This is a genomic window from Streptomyces sp. NBC_00012, from assembly GCF_045040875.1.
GTDB lineage: Bacteria > Actinomycetota > Actinomycetes > Streptomycetales > Streptomycetaceae > Streptomyces.
In genome coordinates this window covers 1,374,936-1,398,332 of sequence record NZ_CP108309.1, presented here as the reverse complement: position 1 = coordinate 1,398,332, position 23,397 = coordinate 1,374,936, and the positions used below count along the sequence as shown (strand labels likewise).

The following is a 23,397-nucleotide window of genomic DNA, read 5'->3' as shown; positions in this document are numbered from 1 at the left end:
GGCCCTCTCGGAATGGTCGGCCAGGAGGCTGGTACTCGGCTCGGCCGCCGGGTGCGGCGGCCGATATCTCCATATGTACGGGACGCGGTTCCGGGTTTCTCGTTGAGAACGTCTCCGTGTGGCAACCGTTTGAGAGTGACCGTCTATTTCGCCTTACTCATAAGTAAGTTGACTCATGGTGAGGATCGTGATCCGGCCGAAAACCGACTCAGAGCGCTGTTTCATCGCTGCGGGCCCGCAATTGGAGCGCCCGCAGCACGGCCTCGGTGGAGAACCGGCTCTCGGGATCGGTCAGTTGCTCGCCGAAGATGGACTCCAGATTGCGCATCCGGTAGCGGACCGTCTGCGGATGGACGTCCAGCAGCTCGCCCATGTGGGCCGCGGTGCCGCGGGTGTCCAGCCAGATCCGCAGGGTCTCGACCAGCCGCTCCCGGCGGGTGGCGCTGATCCTGGAGATCGGGGCCAGTTCGCGCTGGGCGAGTTGGTCGACCAGTACCGGGTCGGAGAGCAGCCACAGGGTGATGAGGTGGTCCGCGCAGAGGATGACGGGCGTGTCGTCGATGATGTTCGTGTCGACGAGTTCGAGCACGCGCCGGGCCCAGCGGATCGAGTCCGAGGCCAGGGTGGTGGGCACGGTCAGGCCGATCGCGGCGTGGGTGCCGAGGAGTGCCTCGTCCAGCATGTGTCTTCGGGCGTCGTCGAACGCTCCGGGGATCAGTAAGTGTGGTTGGGGGTCACTGAGATCGGCCAGGACGTCGCGGTCCGCCACGGCCCGGTCCAGGGTGGCCGGGGAGCGGACGGCGACCAGGGTGACTTCCTCGGGAAGCGTCCATCCGGTCTGTTCGCAGAGCTCGGCGATGGCGGTACGGGGGGCCGGCCGGCCGGTGAGGAGCAGGTGCAGCAGACGGCGGCGCATGGCCTCGGTCTGTTCGCCGGTCTGCGACTGCACCACCTCCAGGAAGCCTTCCCGGGACAGGGATTCGAGCTCGTCGATGTAGGCGAAGAGCGCGTCGGCGAAGCTGAGCATGAGGGTCGGTGAGAAGTTGTAGCTCCGGCCGACCTTCTTCGCCCGTCGCAGCGCGACCCTGGCCCCGAGCCGGTAGGCGCCCTGGAGCGTCTCCATGGTGCGCCCTTCGTATGCCTCGAAGCGCCCGAACCGGCGGCACATGTCGTCGCGCAGCGAGGTCGAGGCGGACGGTTCGGCGACCAGGTCCACGAACGAGGAGAGGCTCTGTTCGACACCTACACGGATGGCCTGCCCGTTGGGGCCGCTGAGCAGCCGGGCGTACTCCGGATAGGCCCGGGTGACCTCGACGCCGATCTCCTTGATCAGGCTGGGCAGTTCGGGCCGCATGATGGCGGCGAATTCCTGGGGGAGCGGCCCCAGCGGATCCCCCGTGTCCGACGGCTGTATGAGTTCTGGCATGACTGTCCCCTTGCTCTCCGGCGCCCGGTGGGGGGTCAGGCGGTGGGGAAAGCGCTCCCACGAACCGACAGGTGCGTACCAAGTTCGCGATGAAGATAGACCAAGTCAGCGGTTGTGCCCACTGCTTGGGCAAGATCGAAGTGTATGGGGCACGCATTGCGGACCTGTTTCGGTGCTTAGGTGCAGGTGGGACGGGAGTGCTCACTTCCAGACAATATTTTTCGGACACCTACTCTCTCCACGACAATAAAGTAACCGTGGGTAACGAATGCCCGTCCGGGGGGTTGATGCGGGTTCGTGCAGGTGGTGCGCATTCTTCCGGAGCGCTGAAAAAGCAACGGACTGCCGCCGTCCGCTTTTTCGCAGGCCGGTGTATTCGAAGAGGGCTGTTCTTCAGTGAAGGGAAATTCTTCGATTCGCGGGCCGAAATCAGAACCGGTCGGCCGGAATGCATAACCCGTCATCCGTTCCGCGGTGGGCGCCGATCGGGCCGGCCGTGCCGGTGAGGTGGGTGGTCCGATCGGGCCGGTGGCTCGTGCGGCAGCTGTGTGAGGTGTGCGTGCCGGCCGGTCCGGCGGCGGGGTGCACTCCGCGCTCCCGAGAGTGGGTCCCCTGGTGCTCCGTGCAGTTCAGTGGTGTGGTGAACGCGGCGCGCCAGGGCGGCATTCGGCCGCGAGGGCAGCGGTCTTACCGACGAGTAAGCGGGGTGTCGGCGAGATGGCCCCTCGGTGGTGACTGCGCCCGGGGTGAGTGTCCGGCGGGCTCCCGGGCGCATGACACGGCCGTAACTACTCACTTTCGTATAGAAAATCGTGGTGATCTACTGAGTTCTCGCTAAGGCGGAATACGTTTATCGAGAGGGTGCGGGAATTTCTGCTTCGGGTATTGCCGCGTTGGGCTACTGGCTCGTAACGTTCGATCCGCACGGAGTTCGATCACGCAGTCGAGTCCATCGACTTCTGCGTTCCACGATGTGAGCCGCCCTCGTGCTGGACCCATTCCCAGGGTGTGGTGCGAGGCAATCGGGTACGTCCAACTCCACTCCCTCGGAGGCTGTTCCGTGAGAAGCATCATCAAGCGTTCCCTGTTCGCCACCGCTGTCGCCACCGCCGCGTTCGGCCTTGCGGCCACCTCGGCCTCGGCCACCGCGCAGGCGACCTGGACCATCTCCAACCCCAACGCGAACGGGTCGTTCTCGGCCCATCTGAAGGCCGGGACGACGGCGGACCTGCTGGACATCACCACCAGCCAGTCCGTGATCTGCTACGACGCCACCGCGAGCGGCGTCGCGCCCAACGGCACGCAGCCGGACGGGACCGACATCGCGCAGATCACCTCGGCCGCCTGGGGCGACGCGGTCACGTCCCCGTGCGACGGACCGCTCGGTTCCTCCTTCAGCGCCGTACTCACCGGCACCATCCACCTCAACGCCACCAGCTACAGCGGTGGTGTGACCCAGGGCAACCTGTCGGGTGTCGACGTGACGATTACCGGTGACACGCTCTTCGGCGAGTGCACCGCCAAGATCTCCGGCAGCGCGAGCAACGCCTCCTACACCAACTCCACGGGCGAGCTCAAGATCGACAACGGCACCGGACTCAGCATCTCCGCTGTCAACAACTGCGCCGACCTGATGAACAACGGCGACACCGCCTCGTTCTCGGCGACGTACGTGCTCGACAAGCCGATCACGGTCACCTCTCCGTGAGTCGCTGACCGCACCCGACACTCCCTCGCGTCGCCTGCTTCGGCGGGGCGGCGCGGGGGGTGTGCTTTCGCAGACGACCAGTCAGCTCCGAGACGACGGCAGGTTGCCGAGATGAGATTGAAGTCGAGCCGCTCGTACCGGGTGGGGCAGGTCGGTGCCGTCGGCGTGATGGCGTTGTTGGCCGGGCTCGTCCCGGGCACCGGTTCCGCGAGCGACAGCCATGTGGTCGAGACGGATCTCACCTATACCTGCGGATTTTCGGCCGGTCCCCAGCCCATCGCCGTGCGTGTGACGGCCGGGCTGCCGGTGACTTCGAGCGCCGAAACGGTGATTCAGCCCGATGACGTGTCCGTCTCGGTCGCACTGCCTCGCGCGGCCCTTGATGAATTCCTCGGTACCGGCTCCCCGCAGGTGACCGGCGCGACGCAACTCGTGACCGAGGTGACCCAGCGCGGCGAGTCGACCGAAGTGCCCTGGCAGGACCTGCGGATCGCCGAGACGACTGTCGCCGCGGATGGTGATGTGTCGTTGCGGGCGAGCGGGGCCGTGCCCACCATCACCCCGCGCTCCAGCGGAGACATCGTCTTCACCGCCGGACAGCTCGATCTCGAACTGTCCACGGTGCCGGCCGGCGACGCGGACGGTACGCCGACAACGCTCCCGGTGTCCTGCAAGCCGGCGGACGGCCAGGCGCTGGAGCTGGGGACTGTCGGTGTGCCGGACGGGACCGTGGAGACGCCCCCCGGTTCAACGGTGCCGGACCCAGCCGGTACCGGCATCATTACTCCCGGGGCGCGGCCGACGGCGATTGTCGCAGGGGACGACGAGGTCGTGCCGGGCAAGGTGCAGCCGCCGGAGGGCTGCTACTTCCTGCCGGGTCAGGAACCCAAGCCTTCGGGCGTGGGCGGCACACCGGGCTCGGGGTACATGGCGGGCTATTCGAATGCCAACAAGCTCAACGGTGCCATGCTGTTCAAGGAACCCGGTCTTCTCGATCTGAAGATGAACTATCTGGTGAGCAGCGGTCTCATGTGCCCCGAGGACAGAGCGGCCTGGCTGATGTCGAAGGGGACACTCGACTACCACGGGAAGCCGCAGATGCCGCCGACCGAGGCGACATTCCTCACCTTCGGATTCATGCCGACCACCGCGAAGGTCGAGATGACGCTTGAGGGGGACGTCGACATCGCCACCATGGGCTGGTCGAAGAAGACCCCCGAGAGGCGGGCCCGTGAGACGACCATCACCGCCGCGGACCTGTGGGTCCGCCTCTATGACGTGAAGGTGAACGGGGAGCCGCTCGACGTCGGCCCGCAGTGCCGCTCCGCGCGGCCGATGCGCCTGCAGCTCAGGGGCGACGGGATGACGGGGGGTGGCCTGCCGCCCTCCGGATACACCGTCTCCACCGGCGGACCCCTCACCGGTTATGCCGAGATACCCCCCTTCAGCGGATGCGGTGCCACCGAGGATCTGGACGGCCTGTTCACCGCTTCCGTGTCCGGCAAGGGCAACTACGTGAAGATGACGCAGGCTCCGCTGTGCGTGCCGAGCAACCCGAAGTCCCCCTGCCCGCCCGCCAAACCCACCCCCGAACGCTGAAACGAGCGCACCCGCGCGCCCGATCCCCGAACCGAAAGGCTGGACCATCAATGAGCGCTGCCCAGAACCGTGTCAGACCCGCTCTTCTCGGCGCCCTGGTCGCGGTGGCCGTCGGCATTCCGTTGAGCACCTCGCCGGCGAGTGCCGCCTCCGCCCAGGAGATGAACGGCAACTGGGCGCCCTTCACCCGGTGTCCGGTCGACGACCCGGCCATGCTGGCCGCGGACGGCAAGACGGACATCGCGATCTGCGTGGCCTCGCACTCGGAGAGCGGCTCCATCAAGCTGGGCAACACCGAGGCGACGACCGGTGCCAACGACCTCCAGTTCGGTGTGGTCCGCAACGCGACGACGGGTGTGTCGAAGATCGTGGCGCCCGAGGGCGGGGCGATCGTCGGAGCGCCGACGGAGATACCCGGTGGTCTGCTCGGCCTCATGTGCCCGAGCGGGATTCCGGTGATCTCGGACATCTGCCGGCAGCTCACGGACAACAGCCTCAACCGGGTCGTCGCCACCGTGCAGTCGGCGGGTACTCCCACCAACTTCGATCTCAGCGCGGGGATGCAGGCGGGCAAGCCGATCGTCGACATTCCGATCCGGATCCACCTGGAGAACCCGTTCCTCGGTTCGAAGTGCTACATCGGGACCGCCTCCAGCCCGGTCGTGCTGCGCCCGCAGAATCTCACCAAGCCGGCCCTGGCCAGCCAGCGCTTCGACGCGACCGGCACGCCGAACACCGCGGGTGTGCTCAACCGGGTCGCGCTGACCGGCAACGACCAGGGCGACGCCGCCTTCGCCGTTCCCGGCGTGAGCGGCTGCGGCCCGCTGACCCTCGGCGAACTGAACTGGGCCGTCAACCTGAAGACGGCACTGCCCTCGGCGTCCGGGAACAACAACCTGGTGCTCAACGACGCCGCCACCTACACGGCTGGTCTGACCTCCCCGGGTTCCGCGGTGCCCGACGCGGGCCGGCTGCTTTCGGAGAACTGGCACGCCGGAGTGGTGCGGTAGCAGAGGGCGGGGAGGAGAACCCATGAGACTTCTGTCCGGCCGGACCATGGGCGTGGTCGCGGCGGTTGTCGCCGCCGCGGCGGGGCCGGCGGTACCTGCGGCCTCAGCCGCACCGGCCCCGGTGCGGGCCGCCGGTGCCTGGACCGCGGCACTGGCCCCCGGATCGACGGCCGAGTTCCTCGACGTCGCCACCGACCAGCCGATCTCCTGCGACCGGAGTGCGGCCTCGGGTACGGACCATGTGATCCAGCAAGTGACGTGGGAGTGTGCGGGGGAACCGGGCTCCACCACCGACGTCGAACAGAGCGGTCCCATGGTCTTCGACCCGGCGAGTTCCTCAGGGGGCGTGATCTCCGGGAGTGTCTCGGGTGTCAACGTGCGATTCGCCATCGACACGTTGTTCGGTACCTGTTCGGGATCCATATCCGGATCGGTGAGCAACGCCGTGTTCAACACCGTTACCGGTGAATTCTCGGTGCCCGGCGGAACGGGTCTCAGCATATCGAACGTCGACAACTGTTCCGGTCTCCTCAATGATGGGGATCCGGCGGCGTTCACGGCCACCTATCGGGTCGTTTTCGCATAGCTCCGGTTGCTGCCTTCGCTCGTCCGCCCTGTCCGGATCACATTGCCGGGCGGGGCGGACGCATGTGTGACCTGCCCTCCGGTCGTGCTGCGGAAGGACTCACTTCTCGACAAGTGAATGGCGTCGAATACTCATTCGTTCACAAAAGCGATGCGAACGCAGGTCATCGCGCAGAAAGTTCAGGGACCGCTATTGCGAAGAAAGGTTACCGAGCCGTAGCGTCCCGGTTGAGCAGCGCGGAAACATATCCGTGACGGCTCGTTCGGTGCACTTCGGGTCTTCGTGGCTCCGGCCTCGCCGGCTGCGGGACCCGGTCTGTGCCCCGGAGAGTCTTGCGCAGATTCCGACAAAGCCTGCGCGTGGCTTTGTCACTCGGTGACAAGTGATCCTCACCGAGCCCCAGATTCGTCGATTTCCGCTGTTCAACGGCTTGTCCTGGCGGTTTCGGCGGACATAGCGTGCGCCTCCTGGTGCATGTGTGACGAGCCGCCATTGCATTTCTCAGAGCCGGAGCGCTGACAGATGACTTCGTTCACAACAACTTCGAAGGAGGACCGATGGGAATCGAAGTAGTCGTCGAGGGCCTCACGAAGTCCTTCGGTAAACAGAACATCTGGCAGGACGTCACCCTCACACTGCCCGCCGGTGAGGTGAGCGTGATGCTCGGGCCTTCCGGCACCGGAAAGACCGTCTTCCTGAAATCCATCATCGGTCTGCTGAAGCCGGAGCAGGGGCGCGTCCTCATCAACGGCGTCGACATGGTGAACAGCCCGGAACGCGAGATCATGGAGACCCGGAAGCTCTTCGGTCTCATGTTCCAGGACGGCGCCCTCTTCGGATCGATGTCGCTCTTCGACAACATCGCCTTCCCGTTGCGTGAGCACACCCGCAAGAAGGAATCGGAGATCCGGCGGATCGTCATGGAGCGGATCGATATCGTCGGTCTCCTCGGCGCCGAGGACAAACTGCCGGGCGAGATCTCTGGCGGAATGCGCAAGAGGGCCGGCCTGGCCCGCGCCCTCGTGCTGGACCCGCAGATCATCCTCTGCGACGAACCGGACTCCGGACTCGACCCGGTCCGCACCGCCTACATCTCCCAGCTGCTCATCGATCTCAACGCGCAGATCGACGCGACGATGCTGATCGTCACCCACAACCTCGACATCGCGGCCACCGTCCCGGACAACATGGGCATGCTGTTCCGCCGCAACCTCGTCACCTTCGGGCCGCGCGAGGTGCTGCTCACCAGCGATGTGCCCGTCGTCGCCCAGTTCCTCGCGGGCCGCCGCGAAGGGCCCATCGGGATGGCCGAGGAGAAGGACGCCGCCACCCTCGCCGCGGAGGAGATGAACGGCTACGGAGTCGGCATCAGCTCCGCCAACGGGCCGCGCACCGTCGTACCCCAGCTGGAGCCCTCGCCCGGCATGCCCGTCCGGCAGGCCGCCGTGCGCCGCCGGGAGCGCGTCCTGTCGATGATGGGGCAGCTGCCCGAGGCCGCCCGTACGGCCATTATGAAGAGCTACACGCCGGCCGTGGGTGGTGAACGCCTGTGACGGCCCCCATGCCTGTTCTGCCGCCCGAGCCGCCCGCGGCCGACGCGGCACCGCCGAAGGCGCCGGAGCGCAAGCCCCCGAACCGTCTGCTCTCCCCGCTCCGCGAGACCGGGAAGCTGTTCTCGCTCGCCGCGACCGTGAGCCGGGAGGTCTTCCGACGGCCCTTCCAGGTGCGGGAGTTCATCGAGCAGTTCTGGTTCGTCGCGAGCGTCACCATCCTTCCCGCGGCGCTCGTCTCGATCCCGTTCGGCGCGGTCATCGCACTCCAGGTCGGCTCGCTGACCCAGCAGCTCGGTGCCCAGTCCTTCACCGGCGGAGCCAGCGTCCTCGCCGTCATCCAGCAGGCCAGCCCGATCATCGTGGCCCTGCTGATCTCCGGCGCCGCGGGCTCGGCCATCTGCGCCGATCTCGGCTCGCGGAAGATCCGCGAGGAACTCGACGCGATGGAGGTCATGGGCGTCTCGCCCATCCAGCGCCTCGTCGTCCCCCGCGTCCTCGCGACCATGCTGGTCGCCGTACTGCTGAACGGGCTCGTCTCCGTCGTCGGGACGCTCGGCGGCTACTTCTTCAACGTGATCCTCCAGCACGGCACCCCCGGCGCCTACCTGGCCAGCTTCTCCGCCCTAGCCCAGCTCCCCGACCTGTACATCAGCGAGGTCAAGGCGCTGATCTTCGGCTTCATCGCGGGCATCGTCGCCGCCTACCGGGGACTCAACCCGCGCGGCGGCCCCAAGGGGGTCGGCGACGCGGTGAACCAGTCCGTCGTCGTCACCTTCATGCTGCTGTTCTTCGTGAACACGGTCCTCACGGCGATCTACCTCCAGATCGTCCCCGCGAAGGGGAGCTGACCGATGTCGATGCTCAGCTGGCTCGACCGATCCGGTGAACAACTCACCTTCTACGTACGTGCGTTGATCTGGGTTCCGCGGACCCTGCGCCGCTATCTGCGCGAGGTCCAGCGGCTGCTGGCCGAAGTGGCCTTCGGCAGCGGCGGTCTCGGTGTCATCGGCGGCACCATCGGCGTGATGGTCGCGATGACGCTCTTCACCGGCACCGTCGTCGGTCTCCAGGGGTACGCGGCCCTCAACCAGATCGGCACCTCCGCCTTCACCGGATTCATCTCTGCCTACTTCAACACCCGCGAGATCGCCCCGCTCGTCGCCGGACTCGCCCTCTCCGCGACCGTCGGAGCGGGCTTCACCGCCCAGCTCGGTGCGATGCGGATCAACGAGGAGGTCGACGCCCTGGAGGCGATGGGGGTGCGGTCCATGCCGTACCTCGTCTCCACCCGGATCATCGCCGGGGTCGTCGCGATCATCCCGCTGTACGCGATCGGGCTGCTCTCCTCGTACCTGGCGTCCCGCTACATCACGGTCCTGTTCAACGGGCAGTCCGCGGGCACGTACGACCACTACTTCAATCTCTTCCTCTCCCCGGACGACGTGCTGCTGTCGGTGCTCAAGGTGCTGATCTTCAGCGTGATGGTGATCCTCGCCCACTGCTACTACGGATTCCACGCCACCGGCGGGCCCGCCGGAGTGGGCGTCGCGGTCGGGCGGTCGGTGCGGAACGCCATCGTGCTCATCAGCGTCACCGACTTCTTCCTCTCCCTCGCCATCTGGGGCGCGACCACGACGGTGAAGGTGGCCGGCTGATGAACTCCCACCGGACGCAGACCGTCCGCCGCAGACTCGCCGGAGTCACCTTTCTCCTCGTACCCGCCGTACTCGTCTGGGTCTCGGTCTCGGTGTACCGCAAGGACTTCACCGACGACGCCACCGTGACCGTACGCACCGCGAGCGTCGGCAACGAGATGCACGACAACGCCGATGTGAAGCTGCGCGGCGTGGTCGTCGGCCAGGTCCGCGACATCGCGGCCGACGGGGACGGGGCCCGGCTCACCCTGGCCATCGACCCCGGCAAGCTCGACCGGATCCCGGCCGACGTGACCGCCCAGATGCTGCCCACCACGCTCTTCGGGGAACGGTTCGTCGCACTCGTACCGCCCGAGCTGCCGTCCACGCAGCCGCTGCGGGCCGGCTCCGTCATCCCGCAGGACCGTTCCAGCAACGCCATCGAGCTGGAGGAAGTCCTCGACAACGTCCTGCCGCTGCTGACCGCGGTCAAGCCGGAGAAACTCGCCGCCACCCTGGGCGCGGTCTCCCAGGCCCTCGAAGGGCGTGGCGAGAAGCTCGGCGACACCCTCGCCACGCTCGACGCCCACCTGGCGAAGTTCAACCCCCAGCTGCCCACGCTCAACGCCGACATCAAGGAACTCGTCAAGGTGAGCAAGGTGTACGAGGACGCCGCACCCGACATCCTCGACGCACTCACCGACTTCACCACCACCAGCGGCACCATCGCCGAACAGCAGGCACAGCTCGCCGGGCTCTACGGCTCCACGACCGCCTCCGCCCAGGACCTCACCTCGTTCCTGCGGGAGAACAAGGACAACCTGATCCGGCTCTCCGCCGAGAGCAGGCCGACGCTGGAACTGCTGGCGAAGTACTCGGACGAATTCCCCTGCACCCTGCGGACCATGGCCGGTTTCGTCCCGGCCATGGACAAGGCGCTCGGCAAGGGCACCGACCGGCCCGGACTCCACGTCACCATCAAGTCCGTGAAGTCCAAGGGCAAGTACGTGCCCGGCAAGGACACCCCGGCCTACAACTCGACCGGCGGACCGCACTGCTACTCCGTGCCGTACGTCGGCCGGACCGTGCCCACCGCGGACACCCGCGCGGCGACGCCGGTCACCGCACCCGCCAGCGAACCGGCCGGCGCCGCGCCGTCGGGCCCCCAGTCCGGTCTCGGCATGCCCAACTCCCCGCAGGAGAGCCAACTCGTCAACGAGCTGGTCGCTCCCTCACTGAAAGTCCAGCCGCAGACCCTGCCGGACTGGAGCAGCGTGCTCATCGGTCCGGCCTTCCGCGGTGCGGAGGTGAAGCTCAAGTGAAGCGCCGCTCTCTCGCCGCTCCGCTCGCGAAATCCATCGTCTTCATCCTGGTGACCGTGCTGGCCACCACCGTGCTGGCGCTGTCCATCGCCAATACGAGCGTCGGTGACACCACCACGTACAAGGCCAGGTTCACCGACGCCACCGGACTGGTCGTCGGCGACAGCGTCCGGATCGCCGGGGTCAAGGTCGGACAGGTCGAGTCCATCCGGGTGGCCGACAGGAGGCTCGCCGAGGTCGGCTTCGCCGTCCGCAAGGGGCGCAAGCTCCCCGCGTCGGTGACCGCCTCGATCAAGTACCTCAACATGGTCGGCCAGCGCTACATCGACCTCGACCAGGGGGCCGGACCGGTCGGCCGGAGCTTCGCCGCCGGAGCGACCATCCCGATCTCCCGCACCACCCCGGCACTCGACCTCACCCAGCTCTTCAACGGCTTCCAGCCGCTCTTCGAGGGACTCTCCCCGCCCGACGTCAACCAGCTGGCCGGTTCCATCGTCCAGGTGCTCCAGGGCGAGGGCGGCACCGTGGACAGCATCCTCTCGCACGTCGGCTCGCTGACCGGCACGGTCGCCGCCAAGGACAAGGTGATCGGCGAGGTGATCAAGAACCTCAACACGGTCCTGAAGACCGTCAACGACCGCGAGGCCGGTTTCGACGACCTCGTCGTCACCCTGCGGAAGCTCGTCACCGGATTCGCCGGCGACCGCAAACCGCTCGGCAAGGCGGTCACCGCCATGGGAGCGCTCACCACCGTCACCGCGGACCTCCTCGAAGACGGCCGGGCACCGCTCAAGAGCGACATCAAGCAACTCGGCCGCCTTTCCGACCAGTTGGGCAAGGGCACCCCGCAGATCGAGAACTTCCTCCAGAAGACCCCCGCCAAGATGGCGGCGATCAGCAGGCTCACCTCCTACGGCTCGTGGCTCAACCTCTACCTCTGCGAGGCCAAGGTCAGCGGAGTGACGACCGAGGACGGCAGCGCCCCGCCCACCGGCATCGAGGTCAGGAAGCCGAGGTGCCAGTCATGAGAATCAAACCCGTACGGGAACGCAACCCCGTCGCCGTGGCCGTCGTGGGGCTGGTCGTGCTCGCCCTCATCGGCCTGGGCGCCTACCGCGCCGACTCGCTGCCCTTCATCGGCGGTGGCACCACCTACAGCGCCGACTTCACCGAGTCCGCAGGACTGAGCGAGGGCGACGAGGTACGCGTCGCCGGTGTGAAGGTCGGCGAGGTCACCAGCGTCTCGCTCGACGGCCCCAAGGTGAAGGTCGGCTTCGAGGTCAAGGACGTCTGGATCGGCAACTCCTCCACCGTGGGCATCGCCATCAAGACCCTGCTCGGCGAGAAGTACCTCGCCGTCGACCCGCTGGGCGACGCCCCGCAGGACCCCGACGAGCGCATCGGGGCGAGCCGCACGACCTCCCCGTACGACGTCACCCAGGCGTTCAACGGACTCGGCGAGACCATCGGCGAGATCGACACCGCACAGCTCGCCAAGAGCTTCGAGACGATCTCCGCCACCTTCAAGGACTCCCCGCCGGACGTGAAGAGCGCGGCCGAAGGGCTCTCCGCCCTCTCGAAGACCGTCTCCGAACGGGACGCCCAGCTCGCCACCCTCCTCAAGGGCAGCAAGCAGCTCACCAAGACGCTCGCCGGCAAGAAGAGCAGCTTCGAAACCCTGCTGGAGGACGGCAACCTGCTCCTCGGCGAGATCCAGGCCCGCCGGGACTCCATCCACCTGCTGCTCACCGGCACCAAGAACCTGGGCACCCAGCTCACCGGCCTGGTGAAGGACAACAACAAACAGCTCAAGCCCACCCTGGACTCGCTCGGCCGGGTCACCGCGGTCCTGGTGAAGAACCGCAAGAGCCTCGACAAGGTGCTCTCGCTCGCCGGCTCCTACAGCCGGCTCGTCGGCAACACCCTCGGCAGCGGCCGCTGGTTCGACAACTACGTCTGCGGAGTGGTCCCGAAGGAGTACGTGCCCGCGGGCACCCCCGCGGGGGCCGAGTGCAAGCCACCCAAGCAGCAAGGCGGCCGCTGACATGAGAATGAAGCGCATCGTCGGCATCGGCGCCGGACTCGCCGTGGTGGCCGTCGCGGCCACCACCGGCGTGATGGCGATGGACGACGAGGGAACGACGACCGTCACCGCCTACTTCGACCGGGCCACCGGTGTCTACGCCGGATCGGACCTGCGGATCCTCGGCGTCAGGGTCGGCCGGGTCGAATCGGTCACGCCCCGGGGCAAGGAGGTCAGGGTGATCCTGCGCGTCGACAAGGGCGTCAAGGTCCCCAAGTCCGCGCACGCCGTGGTCGTCGCCCCCAGCCTCGTCGCCGACCGCTACGTCCAGCTCGCCCCCGCCTACGACGGCGGACCGGAGCTCGCGGCGGGCGCCGTACTGCCGGCCGCGAACAACGCCACACCGGTCGAGGTGGACGAGCTCTACGACTCCATCACGGAGCTGTCCAAGGCGCTGGGCCCGGAAGGAGCCAACGCCGACGGCGCGCTGTCCGGACTCCTCGACACCGGCGCCAAGAACCTGGACGGCAACGGAAAGGCCATCGGGGACTCCATCGAGCAGTTCGGCAAGGCCACCAAGACGCTCGACAGGAGCAGCGGGAACCTCTTCGACACGCTGTCCTACCTCCAGACCTTCACCACCATGCTGAAGAACAACGACGGCAATGTGCGCGCCGCCGAACAGCAGCTCAACACGGTCACCGGCTTCCTCGCCGACGACAAGGAGAACCTCGGCGCCGCACTGAAGGAACTCGGCACCGCACTCGGCCAGGTCAAGGGCTTCATCCAGAAGAACCGCAGCGCCCTGAAGGCGAACGTGGACGCCCTGGTGCCGCTCACCCAGACCCTGGTCGACCAGCGGACCTCGCTCGCCGAGTCGATGGACACGCTGCCGCTCGCCGCGGGCAACGTCGTCAACGCCTACGACCCGGTCAACCGCACTCTCAACGGCCGCACCAACCTCAACGAGATCTCCATGGGACCGCTCACCGAGGCCGCCGGACTCGCCGGCCTCACCCCCGTGGACAGCGCACGCCGCAAGACGCTGCCCACCCTGCCGCTCCCGGCCGTAGGCACCGTCTACGGCACCCCGGCGAAGACCGCCACGGAAAAGAAGGGGGCGAACCGATGAGCCGTACGCTGCGCAGACCCGGACCCCGCACGACCGGCATCGCCGCGGTGCTGGCCGTGGGCGTCGGCCTGGCCCTCGTCGTCACCTCCTTGGGCCTGCCCTCGTTCACCGGGATCGACCAGGTGCCGCTGCCCGGCGGCGCCGACCTCGGTGACCACCCGTACGAGGTCACCGCCGAATTCGCCGACGTACTCAGCCTCGCCCCACAGGCATCGGTCAAGGTCAACGACGTCGCCGTCGGCCGGGTCACCAAGGTCTCCCTGGGCTCGGGCAGCTGGAACGCCAAGGTCACCATGCGGGTCAACGGCAAGGTGAAACTGCCCGCCAACGCCTACGCCCACCTGGAACAGTCCAGCCTCCTCGGCGAGAAGTACATCCAGCTCGCCGCCCCCGCGCGCGGCACCGCGCAGGGCAGACTCGCCGACGGGGACCGGATCCCGCTGACCCGGACCAACCGGAACCCCGAGGTCGAAGAGGTCTTCGGCGCCCTGTCGATGCTGCTCAACGGCGGTGGAGTCAACCAGCTCAAGACCATCACCACCGAGCTCAACAAGGCACTCGCCGGACGCGAACCCCAGATGCGCTCCATGCTCGGCCGGGTCAACACCCTCGTCACCGACCTGGACGACCACAAGAAGGACATCACCGACGCCCTCGACGGGGTCAACCGGCTCTCCGCAACCCTCGCCACCCGCAAGCAGGACGTCGGCACGGTCCTCACCGGGCTCAGCCCCGGCCTGAAGGTCCTGGAGAAGCAGCGCGGCTCGCTCCTCACCATGTTGCGTTCGCTCGACACCCTCTCCACCGTGGCCGTCGACACGGTCAACAAGAGCAAGGCCGACATGATCGCCGACCTCAAGGCCCTCGCCCCCAGCCTCAAGGCACTCGCCGACTCCGGACGTGCCCTGCCCGACTCCCTCCAGGTGCTGCTCACCTACCCGTTCACCGACGAGGTGCTGCGCGGGGTGAAGGGCGACTACCTCAACGTCTACCTGGATGTGACGGCCATGCCCGGCACACAGATCATCCCGCCGATCGTCCCGGCGGCCCCGCCGGAGAGCGGGACCGGCGCCAGCACGACCGCCCGGGCGCTGCCGCTGCCCCTTCCCGCGGTCCCGACGGCGGGCACGGACGGGAGTAGCCGATGATCACCCTCGCCATCCGGCTCAAGAACATCTCCTTCCTGATCATCGCGGTGCTCGTGCTCGGCTATCTCGGAGTGCGGTACGCCGACCTCGGCCACTACGTCGGCCTGCGCAGCTACTACACGGTCAAGGTCCAACTCCCACGCACCGGAGGGCTGTACACCCACTCCAACGTGACCTATCGCGGTGTCTCGGTGGGCCGGGTCGGGCCGATCGAGCTCACCGACGACGGGGTCGAGGCCGAGCTGCGCATCGACAAGGACGCCCCGAAGATCCCGGACGGCCTCAAGGCCGTCGTCGCCAGCCTCTCCGCGGTCGGCGAGCAGTACGTCGACCTGCGGCCCACCCGCACCGAGGGCCCGTACCTGACGAACGGCTCCGTCATCGACCAGGCCGACACCACCGTCCCCGCACCCGTCACCAACGTCCTCACCAGCGTCAACGACCTCGCGGGCTCGGTCGACCTGGAGTCCCTGCGCACGGTCGTCGACGAGTTCGGCACCGCGTTCGAGGGACGCGGCGACGACCTCCAGGTGCTGTTGGACACCGGGAGCGAATTCGTCCAGGCGGCGGACGACGCACTGCCCGTCAACACCCGGCTGATGGCCGACGGACGGACCGTGCTGCGCACCCAGGCCGAACAGGGCGAAGCACTCAAGGGATTCGCCTCCGGAGCGGCGGAACTGGCCGCCCAGCTCAAGGGATCCGACACCGATCTGCGCAAGCTGATCGCGGTCGCCCCCGACGCGACCGGACAGATCAGCGGACTGCTGCGGGACCTCGACCCGAGCTTCGGTGTCGTCGTCGCCAACCTCCTCACCACCTCCGAGGTCGCCGTGACCCGGCAGCGCGGCATCGAGGAACTCCTGGTGAAACTGCCCGCGGTGGCGGCCGCCGGGGCCAGCGCGATCGACGAGAACGGCGCCCGGTTCGGCATGTCGGTCACCTTCTTCGAACCCCTGCCCTGCACCGCTGGTTACGGCGGCACCGTCTACCGCAGCGGTCTGGACACCTCGGCCGGACCCCCCGTCAACACCAAGGCCCGCTGCACCTCGTCGCCCGGCACCGGCATCAATGTCCGCGGCAGCGCCAACGCTCCCAAGGGCGGCGCCGTGCCCGAGCCCGCCAGACCCGGATCCATGCTGCTGGGGAACGGCTCCGCGAAACGGCTGCCCGGGGCGCTCGGTGTCACCGGCCGGAGCCCGGCGGCCGAGGACGGCATGGCCGGACTACTGGGCCTGGGGCAGGGAGGCGGCCGATGACGTCCCGGACCAGGACCCTGACCGGCTGGGCGGTGCTGTTCGCCGCGGTGCTGGTCTGCGCCCTCGGCGGCTGGTCCTACGCCCGGGCGCGCGGCGACGACAGCCTGGCGTACGCGAAGAGCCGCGATGCCGCGCTGGCCGACGGGAAGCACCACCTCGCCCGGCTGAACAGCCTCGACGCCAAGGACGCCAGGAGCGTGGACGCCGGCCTCGGCGCCTGGCTCGACGCCTCGACCGGGCCGCTCCACGACCAGCTGGGACGGACCCGGAGCAAGGATGCGGGGGAACTGACCAAGTCCGGTGCCACCGCGCGCGGCAAGGTCACCGACGCGGCGCTCACCGCGCTCGACGAGCGGACCGGAACGGCCGAGATGATCGCGACCGTCGACGTCGAGGTCACCCCGCGCTCCGGAAAGGCCGGCACCGAACGCAAGCGCTTCGAGGCCACGCTGTCCCGGACCGGGGACGGCTGGAAGATCAAGGCGCTCACGGCGATCCCGGTCGGGAGCGGCGCATGAAACAGCGGGGAGGGACGGCGGTCGTGAGCACGGACGTGGACGCGCGGGAGGTCGAGGAACGGGAAGAGGCCGCGGAGGAACCCGGCACGGACACCGACGAGGGGCGGACGGACCCGACCGCCGCGGCCCGTCGGTGGCCGCGCATCGCGGCAGCCGTCCTGGCCGTCGTACTGCTCGCGACCGGCGGCGTGCTCTTCGCCGAGGGCAGGGCGCTGCGTGACACCCCCGCCACATCGAACCTCGCACTGACCGACAGCGAGGCGACCACCCGGGTCGCGGGCGATGTCAGCAACGCGCTCGGCAAGGTCTTCTCCTACAGCCCGCAGGCCACCGCCGTCACCAAGGAGTCGGCGAAGCAGCTCCTGGCCGGCAAGGCGCTCCAGCAGTACGCCGCCCTCTTCGGCCAGGTCGAGAAGCAGGCCGCCGATCAGAAGCTGACCCTCACCACCCATGTCGTTCGCGCCGGGGTGACCCGGCTGACGGAGAACAGCGCCCATTTGCTGGTCTTCCTCGACCAGGTCTACGAGCGGGAGGGCAAGCCGCCCACCACGGCGGCCGCGCAGCTCTCCGTCACCGCCCGACTGCGGGACGGCCACTGGACCGTGGTCGAGATCGCCTCCAGATAGCAGTGCCCACACTCGCGCAACTCGGTACGGATCGGCCGGCAGGGGAGAGACAGCAATGGCACGGGTACGGATCACGAGGAACCCGCTGATGGCGGCGGCGGTCGTCCTGACGGTCGCGGCGGCCGGTGCGGCGGCCTGGGGCGGAGTGTCGTGGTACGACGCCGCGCACGAGGAGTCGGCACAGTACGCGCAGTCGCGCGACGAGGCGCTGGCCGCGGGCGAGCAGGCCGTCCAGAACATGAACACGCTCGACCACCGGAAGCTGGAGAAGGGCCTCGACAGCTGGGAGGACTCCACCACCGGCGATCTGCACCAGCAACTCGTCGACGGGCGGGACGCGTTCGTGAAGCAGATCAAGGAGGCGAAGACGGTCAGCACGGCCCAGATCCTGTCCGGGGCGGTGACCGAGCTCGACGACCGGGCCGGCAAGGCCGGAGTGATGGTGGCGCTGCGGGTCACCGTGACCGCGCCGAAGGGCAAGCCGGCGGTGAAGGAGAGCCGGATGCTCGGACGGCTCAGCCGTACCTCCGAGGGGTGGAAGCTCAGCGCCCTCGGCCAGGCACCCGTCGGCAACACGGCCGGCTGACGCCCCCGACGGCCTCCGCCGCCACCGACTCCCACCCCGTCACCGAGAGGACCCCCGGACATGTCGACGACCCGTCACCTCGTCAACCGTCAGCGCCGCCTGGCCACCGTCGCCGCGGAACGAGCCGCCGCCCCGGCGCGCGGGCCCGCGACCCCGGACACGGCTGTCGACGAGCCGGTGCCGGACCCGTCCGCGAAGGACACCTCCACCGACGACGAGGCCGCGGACGACGAGGCCGGGGACGACGGCGGTCCGGCAGAGGTCCGTGAGAAGACGGAACCGGGCGGCGCGGGGCGCTCCCGCCTGCGGGTCACGCTGCCCGCCGTTCTCTGCGCCCTCACCGTGCTCCTCGGGGCCTTCGCCGCCTGGGCGTTCACCTCGGCCGGCAGCCTGCGCGACGACCCGTCCCGGCAGAACACCGCCCTCACCGACATCGGCCGCACCAGCGAGGTGAAGGGCCAGATCGCCGACGCCGTGGGTGCGGTCTTCTCGTACAACTACGCCTCGCCCGGCAACTCCGAGGAGGCGGCCAGGACCCACCTGGTCGGCAAGGCGGTGCAGCAGCACAAGGACATGCTCGCCCAGGTCCGGGCCCAGGGGCAGAAGCAGAAGCTCGTGCTGACCACCACCGTCACCGACAGCGGCGTGGAGCTCCTGGACGGCGACCGGGCCCGGTTGCTGATCTTCGCAGACCAGAGCAACACCCGTACCGGCAAGTCGGACGAGACGACCTACGCGGCGGCGATGTTCGCCGTGGACGCCGTTCGCCGCGGTGAGACCTGGCGGATCTCCGCCATCGATACGTTCACCCGGTGACCCGGGGCGAGAGGGGAGCACGCATGAGGTTCAACGGCACGATGCGCCGCGGACTCGGCGGCACGGCGACCGCGGTCGTCGCGATGGCCGCGCTCACCGCGTCCCAGGCACCGGGAATCGCCGCTCACGAAGCGCCGTCGAAGGAGCGCCCGAAGACCGACGAGGTCAAGTGGTCGCACGTACCCAACGACGACTCGTACCACACCGAACTGCCGCCGCTGCAGTCGCCGAAGCCGCCGAAGGCCGGCCAGAAGCAGAGCCCGGCCGCCGCCCGGTCGTGGTCCGAGGCGGGCATCCCGGCCACGGTGCTCGCGGCCTACCGCAAGGCGGAGAGCGCACTGGGGAAGACCGACCCCGGCTGCCGGCTGCCGTGGCAGCTGCTCGCGGCGATCGGCAAGGTCGAGTCGGGTCAGGCGGGCGGAGGACGGGTCGACGCCCGCGGCACGACACTCACCCCGATCCTCGGACCGGTCCTCAACGGTGCCGGATTCGCCAGCATCCCGGACACCGACGGCGGAGCGTACGACGGCGACCGGAACTACGACCGGGCGGTCGGCCCGATGCAGTTCATCCCGTCGACCTGGGCCCACTGGGGGCAGGACGGGAACGGCGACGGGCGCCGCGACCCGAACAACATCTACGACGCCGCACTCGCCGCCGGGCGCTACCTCTGCGCAGGACCGCGCGATCTGTCGGTGAAGGCCGATCTGGACCGGGCGATCCTCAGCTACAACCACTCGGACACCTATCTGCGCACCGTGCTGTCCTGGCTGGAGTTCTACCGCAAGGGCATCCACCCGGTGGCCGACGGCAAGGGCACCGTCCCGAAGAGCCCCGGCGCGGGCGGACCGAACAAGCCGAAGCACCCGGTCGGCGGCCCCGGCGCCCCGGACGGCGGCATCATCGTGGGACCGCAGCCCGGCGGCTCGCCCACCTCCTCCCCGTCGGCCACCCCCAAGCCCTCCGGATCGCCGACCGGCTCCCCGGACCCCACCGACCCGGGCACCGGCTCACCCGATCCCACCGACAGCGGACCGGCCACCCCGGACCCCGGAACGACCCCCGACCCCGGCACCACGGAGCCGGGCTCCGGCTGCCCGACGGACTCGGCGTCACCGGACCCGACCGGGACGGCCGGAACCCCCGAGTCCCCGGAGCCCGACCCGACGACGAGCGAAGACCCGTGCGCCACGCCGTCGGGGTCAGCCTCCGCCGGCTGACAGCACCTCCGCGAGGTCGTACCGCACCACCTCTTCCAGCTGCGCGTAGGTGCAGCTGTCGGGGGTGCGGTCCGGCCGCCAGCGGCGGAACCGGGCGGTGTGCCGGAATCGGTCGCCCTCCATGTGGTCGTACGCCACCTCGCAGACCCGCTCCGGGCGCAGCGCCACCCACGACTGGTCCTTCTTCCCGGACCAGCGGCTCTGCGTCCCGGGCAGCCGGGCCCGCTCGTGCGCCTCGGCATCGGCCCAGGCCGCCCACGGGTGGCCGGCGAAATCGACGCGCAACGGCTCCAGCTCCGCGACCAGCTCCTCGCGGCGCTTCATCGAGAAGGCCGCACAGACCCCGACGTGCTGGAGCACGCCCGCGGAGTCGTACAGGCCGAGCAACAGCGAGCCGACGACCGGGCCGCTCTTGTGGAATCGGTACCCCGCCACCACACAGTCCGCGGTCCGCTCGTGCTTGATCTTGTACATCACCCGGGTGTCGGGGCGGTACGGCAGATCGAGCGGTTTGGCCACCACACCGTCGAGCCCGGCGCCCTCGTACCGCTCGAACCACTCCTGGGCGAGGGCCGGGTCCGTGGTCGCCGGGGCGAGATGGACGGGGGCCGAAGCACCGGACAGCGCCGCCTCCAGCACGGCGCGGCGGTCGGACTGCCGGGTGGAGAGCAGTGAATCGTCGCCCACCGCCAGGACGTCGAAGGCGATCAGGCTGGCCGGGGTCTGCTCGGCGAGCAGCCGCACCCGGGAATCGGCGGGGTGGATGCGCTCGCTGAGCCGGTCGAAGTCGAGCCGCCCGTCGTGCACGATCACGATCTCGCCGTCGATCACACAGCGCGGCGGCAGATTCTCCCGGACCGCGGTGACCAGCTCGGGGAAGTAGCGGGTGAGCGGTTTGCCGGTGCGGCTGCCGATCACCACCTCGTCGCCGTCGCGGTGCACGATCGCGCGGAAGCCGTCCCACTTGGCCTCGTACTGCATACCGGGCGGGATCCTGGCCACGGACTTGGCGAGCATCGGTTTCACAGGAGGCATCACCGGCAGATCCATGGCCCGATTCTGACCCACGACCGGGCGCAAGTCTCCCGATATGCGGCATATGTGAGCCCGGCCTACCGTGACCGTCATGGGCGCAGCGGTGAAAGCAGTGGAGCTCGAAGCCGACGGACGGGCCGTACGGCTCTCCAATCCGGACAAGGTCTACTTCCCGGAGAAGGGCTACACCAAGAGGGACGTGGCCGAGTACTTCCTGGCCGTCGGCCCCGGTATCACCCGCGCCCTGCGCGACCGGCCCACCACCCTCCAGCGCTTCGTGGACGGCGTCGAGGGCGAGTTCTTCTACCAGAAGCGGGCCCCGAAGAACCTCCCCGAATGGATCCCGACGGCCCGGATCGCCTTCCCGAGCGGCCGGCCCGCCGACGAGATCTGCCCCACCGGGATCGCCGCCGTCATCTGGGCCGCCAACCTCGGCACACTCACCTTCCACCCCTGGCCGGTCCGCAGCGCCGACACCGACCACCCGGACGAACTGCGCATCGACCTCGACCCGCAGCCGGGAACGGACTACGCCGACGCGGTGCGGGCCGCCCACGAACTGCGGTCCGTGTTGGACGACCACGGGCTGCGCGGCTGGCCCAAGACCTCCGGCGGCCGCGGCATCCACGTCTTCGTCCCGATCGCACCGGAGTGGACGTTCACCGAGGTCAGACGGGCCGCCATCGCCACCGGCCGGGAACTGGAACGCCGCATGCCGGACCGGGTGACCACGGCCTGGTGGAAGGAGGAGCGCGGGGAACGGATCTTCGTCGACTTCAACCAGACCGCCCGCGACCGCACGATCGCCTCCGCCTACTCCGTACGCCCAAGCCCGTACGCCCCGGTCTCCGCACCGCTGCGCTGGGAGGAGATCGACGACGCCGAACCGCGTGACTTCGACATCAGGACCATGCCGAAGCGCTACGCCGATGTGGGCGATGTGCACGCGGACATGGACGACCACGCCTTCCGGCTCGACGGGCTGCTGGAGCTGGCGGACCGGGACGAGCGTGAACGCGGACTCGGCGAAATGCCCTACCCGCCGGAGTACCCGAAGATGCCGGGCGAGCCGAAACGGGTCCAGCCGAGCCGGGCCCGGCACGACGAGGAAACCGAGGGATGAGCGCACCCGACCTGGAGCCCGCCGCCCCGCACGGCAGACCGCCGACCCGCGCCGAGAAATGGACCGCGTACAAGGAATCGCCGTACTTCCCCGCGACCGTCCTGGTGTTCATTCTCGCCGCGGCCGCCGGACTCTTCGCCGGTTCCTACACCTACGCGATGGCCAACCCGACCCCGCACCGGATCCCGGTCGCCGTGGTCAGCCGGCCGGCGCCCGAGGGCGCGAAGGCGTTCGTCGCCGGCATGGACAAGGCGCTCGACGCCTCGCTCGACATCCATGTGTTCGCGACCCGGGCAAAGGCACGTGAAGCACTGGACGAACAGGAGGTCTTCGCGATCATGCGGGCCGGCGACCGCGGTGTGTCGCTGGACGTCGCGGGCGCCTCCGGCGCCGCCGTGGCCCAACTGCTCGCGGAGTCCGCCGTGAAGGTGGGGGCCGAGCTCAAGGAGCCGGTCGTCGTGCGGGACATCAAGCCCCTGCAGCGAGGCGACCCGCGAGGTCTCGCCCTGTTCTACATCTCGCTCGCCGCCGTGATCGTCGGCTTCGTCGGCGCGATCCAGCTGAGTGTGCACGCCCGCGAGCTGATCCCGCTGGAACGGATCGCCTTCACTGTCGGCTACTCACTGCTGGGCGGTTTCGTCATCGCCGCGGTGGTGGACTGGTGGCTGGGCGCGGTGGACCTGCCGTTCTTCGAGTCCTGGATGATCCTGGCGTTCACGATGTTCACCTCGGGCATGGTCTTCACCATGTTCAACACCCTGATGGGGCGCTGGGCGATGCTCCCGACCTGGGGGGTCATGGTGCTCCTGGGGAACCCGTCGTCCGGCGGTGCGGTCTCCTGGCCGCTCCTGCCGTCCGTGCTCGGGCACATCGGACGGTGGCTGCCGCCGGGTGCGTCCGTCAACGCCCAGCACACCGCGGTCTACTACCAGGGCCATCAGCGGATCTTCCCGTATCTGGTGCTCGGGGCCTGGGCGGTGGTCTCCTGCACGGTGTTCTGGGTGTGGCGCCACCGGCACCCGGGTGGCCGTGACCACATGCCTCAGCATGCGGCCACGGCCACCTGATCCGGG

22 protein-coding genes are annotated in these 23,397 nt (G+C 68.8%); 20 read left to right on the top strand and 2 right to left on the bottom strand.

Features of this window, described 5'->3' with window-relative positions; translation table 11 throughout:
* Positions 1-208 precede the first annotated feature (208 nt).
* Positions 209-1,426: a helix-turn-helix domain-containing protein gene (locus OHA19_RS06590; protein ID WP_405718841.1), complete on the bottom strand. Its 1,218-nt coding sequence runs from the start codon at positions 1,424-1,426 to the stop codon at positions 209-211.
* Between the two features lie 1,060 nt (positions 1,427-2,486).
* Between OHA19_RS06590 and OHA19_RS06585 the strand changes: the two genes are divergently transcribed.
* The 18 genes from OHA19_RS06585 (at position 2,487) to OHA19_RS06500 (ending at position 20,166) form a co-directional block, all read left to right on the top strand.
* Entirely contained in the window at positions 2,487-3,134 is a 648-nt protein-coding gene (locus tag OHA19_RS06585; protein WP_405749654.1) for a hypothetical protein, read from the top strand.
* A 111-nt stretch (positions 3,135-3,245) separates the two neighbouring features.
* On the top strand, positions 3,246-4,733 hold the full coding sequence (locus OHA19_RS06580) for a DUF6801 domain-containing protein (protein ID WP_405749652.1): 1,488 nt from the start codon (positions 3,246-3,248) through the stop codon (positions 4,731-4,733).
* A gap of 50 nt (positions 4,734-4,783) precedes the next feature.
* A complete protein-coding gene (locus OHA19_RS06575) occupies positions 4,784-5,743 on the top strand; it encodes a hypothetical protein (RefSeq protein WP_405718849.1) in 960 nt (319 codons plus the stop codon).
* 22 nt (positions 5,744-5,765) lie between these two features.
* Positions 5,766-6,329 (top strand): hypothetical protein, encoded by a 564-nt coding sequence (locus tag OHA19_RS06570; RefSeq protein ID WP_405718851.1) that lies wholly within the window; start codon positions 5,766-5,768, stop codon positions 6,327-6,329.
* Positions 6,330-6,886: 557 nt separating this feature from the next.
* Positions 6,887-7,882: an ABC transporter ATP-binding protein gene (locus tag OHA19_RS06565; protein WP_405718854.1), complete on the top strand. Its 996-nt coding sequence runs from the start codon at positions 6,887-6,889 to the stop codon at positions 7,880-7,882.
* Complete coding sequence (locus OHA19_RS06560; protein WP_405718856.1) at positions 7,879-8,730, top strand: MlaE family ABC transporter permease; 852 nt, start codon at positions 7,879-7,881, stop codon at positions 8,728-8,730. The genes OHA19_RS06565 and OHA19_RS06560 overlap by 4 nt, the downstream gene beginning before the upstream one ends.
* 3 nt (positions 8,731-8,733) lie before the next feature.
* Entirely contained in the window at positions 8,734-9,537 is an 804-nt protein-coding gene (locus OHA19_RS06555) for an ABC transporter permease (RefSeq protein ID WP_072485014.1), read from the top strand.
* Positions 9,537-10,838: an MCE family protein gene (locus tag OHA19_RS06550; protein WP_405749650.1), complete on the top strand. Its 1,302-nt coding sequence runs from the start codon at positions 9,537-9,539 to the stop codon at positions 10,836-10,838. The genes OHA19_RS06555 and OHA19_RS06550 overlap by 1 nt, the downstream gene beginning before the upstream one ends.
* On the top strand, positions 10,835-11,866 hold the full coding sequence (locus OHA19_RS06545) for an MCE family protein (RefSeq protein ID WP_405718862.1): 1,032 nt from the start codon (positions 10,835-10,837) through the stop codon (positions 11,864-11,866). The genes OHA19_RS06550 and OHA19_RS06545 overlap by 4 nt, the downstream gene beginning before the upstream one ends.
* Positions 11,863-12,882: an MCE family protein gene (locus OHA19_RS06540; protein ID WP_405718865.1), complete on the top strand. Its 1,020-nt coding sequence runs from the start codon at positions 11,863-11,865 to the stop codon at positions 12,880-12,882. The genes OHA19_RS06545 and OHA19_RS06540 overlap by 4 nt, the downstream gene beginning before the upstream one ends.
* Before the next feature lies 1 nt (position 12,883).
* A complete protein-coding gene (locus OHA19_RS06535) occupies positions 12,884-13,993 on the top strand; it encodes an MCE family protein (RefSeq protein WP_405749648.1) in 1,110 nt (369 codons plus the stop codon).
* Entirely contained in the window at positions 13,990-15,141 is a 1,152-nt protein-coding gene (locus OHA19_RS06530; protein ID WP_405749646.1) for an MCE family protein, read from the top strand. Before OHA19_RS06535 ends, OHA19_RS06530 begins: the two co-directional genes overlap by 4 nt.
* Positions 15,138-16,400: an MCE family protein gene (locus tag OHA19_RS06525; RefSeq protein ID WP_405749644.1), complete on the top strand. Its 1,263-nt coding sequence runs from the start codon at positions 15,138-15,140 to the stop codon at positions 16,398-16,400. The genes OHA19_RS06530 and OHA19_RS06525 overlap by 4 nt, the downstream gene beginning before the upstream one ends.
* Positions 16,397-16,918 (top strand): hypothetical protein, encoded by a 522-nt coding sequence (locus OHA19_RS06520; RefSeq protein ID WP_405718874.1) that lies wholly within the window; start codon positions 16,397-16,399, stop codon positions 16,916-16,918. The genes OHA19_RS06525 and OHA19_RS06520 overlap by 4 nt, the downstream gene beginning before the upstream one ends.
* Entirely contained in the window at positions 16,915-17,544 is a 630-nt protein-coding gene (locus tag OHA19_RS06515; RefSeq protein WP_405718876.1) for a hypothetical protein, read from the top strand. Before OHA19_RS06520 ends, OHA19_RS06515 begins: the two co-directional genes overlap by 4 nt.
* An 88-nt stretch (positions 17,545-17,632) precedes the next feature.
* The gene (locus OHA19_RS06510) at positions 17,633-18,130 is read left to right on the top strand and encodes a nuclear transport factor 2 family protein (protein WP_405721996.1); all 498 of its coding nucleotides are present in this window, start codon (positions 17,633-17,635) and stop codon (positions 18,128-18,130) included.
* Between the two features lie 60 nt (positions 18,131-18,190).
* Positions 18,191-18,946 (top strand): hypothetical protein, encoded by a 756-nt coding sequence (locus tag OHA19_RS06505; RefSeq protein ID WP_405718878.1) that lies wholly within the window; start codon positions 18,191-18,193, stop codon positions 18,944-18,946.
* 23 nt (positions 18,947-18,969) lie between these two features.
* Entirely contained in the window at positions 18,970-20,166 is a 1,197-nt protein-coding gene (locus OHA19_RS06500) for a lytic murein transglycosylase (protein ID WP_405718881.1), read from the top strand.
* On the opposite strand, the gene OHA19_RS06495 is transcribed toward OHA19_RS06500, so the two are convergent.
* On the bottom strand, positions 20,149-21,216 hold the full coding sequence (locus OHA19_RS06495; protein ID WP_405718884.1) for an ATP-dependent DNA ligase: 1,068 nt from the start codon (positions 21,214-21,216) through the stop codon (positions 20,149-20,151). The two genes, OHA19_RS06500 and OHA19_RS06495, sit on opposite strands and share 18 nt — an antisense overlap.
* 76 nt (positions 21,217-21,292) lie before the next feature.
* Here OHA19_RS06495 and ligD point away from each other — a divergent pair, with 76 nt between their 5' ends.
* Together ligD and OHA19_RS06485 are read left to right on the top strand one after the other, a co-directional pair.
* Entirely contained in the window at positions 21,293-22,324 is a 1,032-nt protein-coding gene (ligD, locus tag OHA19_RS06490) for a non-homologous end-joining DNA ligase (RefSeq protein WP_405718887.1), read from the top strand.
* On the top strand, positions 22,321-23,391 hold the full coding sequence (locus OHA19_RS06485) for an ABC transporter permease (protein ID WP_405718890.1): 1,071 nt from the start codon (positions 22,321-22,323) through the stop codon (positions 23,389-23,391). The genes ligD and OHA19_RS06485 overlap by 4 nt, the downstream gene beginning before the upstream one ends.
* The last annotated feature ends 6 nt before the right edge of the window (positions 23,392-23,397 follow it).

Excerpts from the sequence above, each read along its gene's own strand:
- OHA19_RS06590 (WP_405718841.1), bottom strand. The coding sequence starts at position 1,426 with ATGCCAGAACTCATACAGCCGTCGGACACGGGGGATCCGCTGGGGCCG.
- OHA19_RS06580 (WP_405749652.1), top strand. The coding sequence starts at position 3,246 with ATGAGATTGAAGTCGAGCCGCTCGTACCGGGTGGGGCAGGTCGGTGCC.
- OHA19_RS06575 (WP_405718849.1), top strand. The coding sequence starts at position 4,784 with ATGAGCGCTGCCCAGAACCGTGTCAGACCCGCTCTTCTCGGCGCCCTG.
- OHA19_RS06570 (WP_405718851.1), top strand. The coding sequence starts at position 5,766 with ATGAGACTTCTGTCCGGCCGGACCATGGGCGTGGTCGCGGCGGTTGTC.
- OHA19_RS06565 (WP_405718854.1), top strand. The coding sequence starts at position 6,887 with ATGGGAATCGAAGTAGTCGTCGAGGGCCTCACGAAGTCCTTCGGTAAA.
- OHA19_RS06555 (WP_072485014.1), top strand. The coding sequence starts at position 8,734 with ATGTCGATGCTCAGCTGGCTCGACCGATCCGGTGAACAACTCACCTTC.
- OHA19_RS06550 (WP_405749650.1), top strand. The coding sequence starts at position 9,537 with ATGAACTCCCACCGGACGCAGACCGTCCGCCGCAGACTCGCCGGAGTC.
- OHA19_RS06540 (WP_405718865.1), top strand. The coding sequence starts at position 11,863 with ATGAGAATCAAACCCGTACGGGAACGCAACCCCGTCGCCGTGGCCGTC.
- OHA19_RS06535 (WP_405749648.1), top strand. The coding sequence starts at position 12,884 with ATGAGAATGAAGCGCATCGTCGGCATCGGCGCCGGACTCGCCGTGGTG.
- OHA19_RS06530 (WP_405749646.1), top strand. The coding sequence starts at position 13,990 with ATGAGCCGTACGCTGCGCAGACCCGGACCCCGCACGACCGGCATCGCC.
- OHA19_RS06525 (WP_405749644.1), top strand. The coding sequence starts at position 15,138 with ATGATCACCCTCGCCATCCGGCTCAAGAACATCTCCTTCCTGATCATC.
- OHA19_RS06520 (WP_405718874.1), top strand. The coding sequence starts at position 16,397 with ATGACGTCCCGGACCAGGACCCTGACCGGCTGGGCGGTGCTGTTCGCC.
- OHA19_RS06515 (WP_405718876.1), top strand. The coding sequence starts at position 16,915 with ATGAAACAGCGGGGAGGGACGGCGGTCGTGAGCACGGACGTGGACGCG.
- OHA19_RS06510 (WP_405721996.1), top strand. The coding sequence starts at position 17,633 with ATGGCGGCGGCGGTCGTCCTGACGGTCGCGGCGGCCGGTGCGGCGGCC.
- OHA19_RS06505 (WP_405718878.1), top strand. The coding sequence starts at position 18,191 with ATGTCGACGACCCGTCACCTCGTCAACCGTCAGCGCCGCCTGGCCACC.
- OHA19_RS06500 (WP_405718881.1), top strand. The coding sequence starts at position 18,970 with ATGAGGTTCAACGGCACGATGCGCCGCGGACTCGGCGGCACGGCGACC.
- OHA19_RS06495 (WP_405718884.1), bottom strand. The coding sequence starts at position 21,216 with ATGGATCTGCCGGTGATGCCTCCTGTGAAACCGATGCTCGCCAAGTCC.
- ligD (WP_405718887.1), top strand. The coding sequence starts at position 21,293 with ATGGGCGCAGCGGTGAAAGCAGTGGAGCTCGAAGCCGACGGACGGGCC.
- OHA19_RS06485 (WP_405718890.1), top strand. The coding sequence starts at position 22,321 with ATGAGCGCACCCGACCTGGAGCCCGCCGCCCCGCACGGCAGACCGCCG.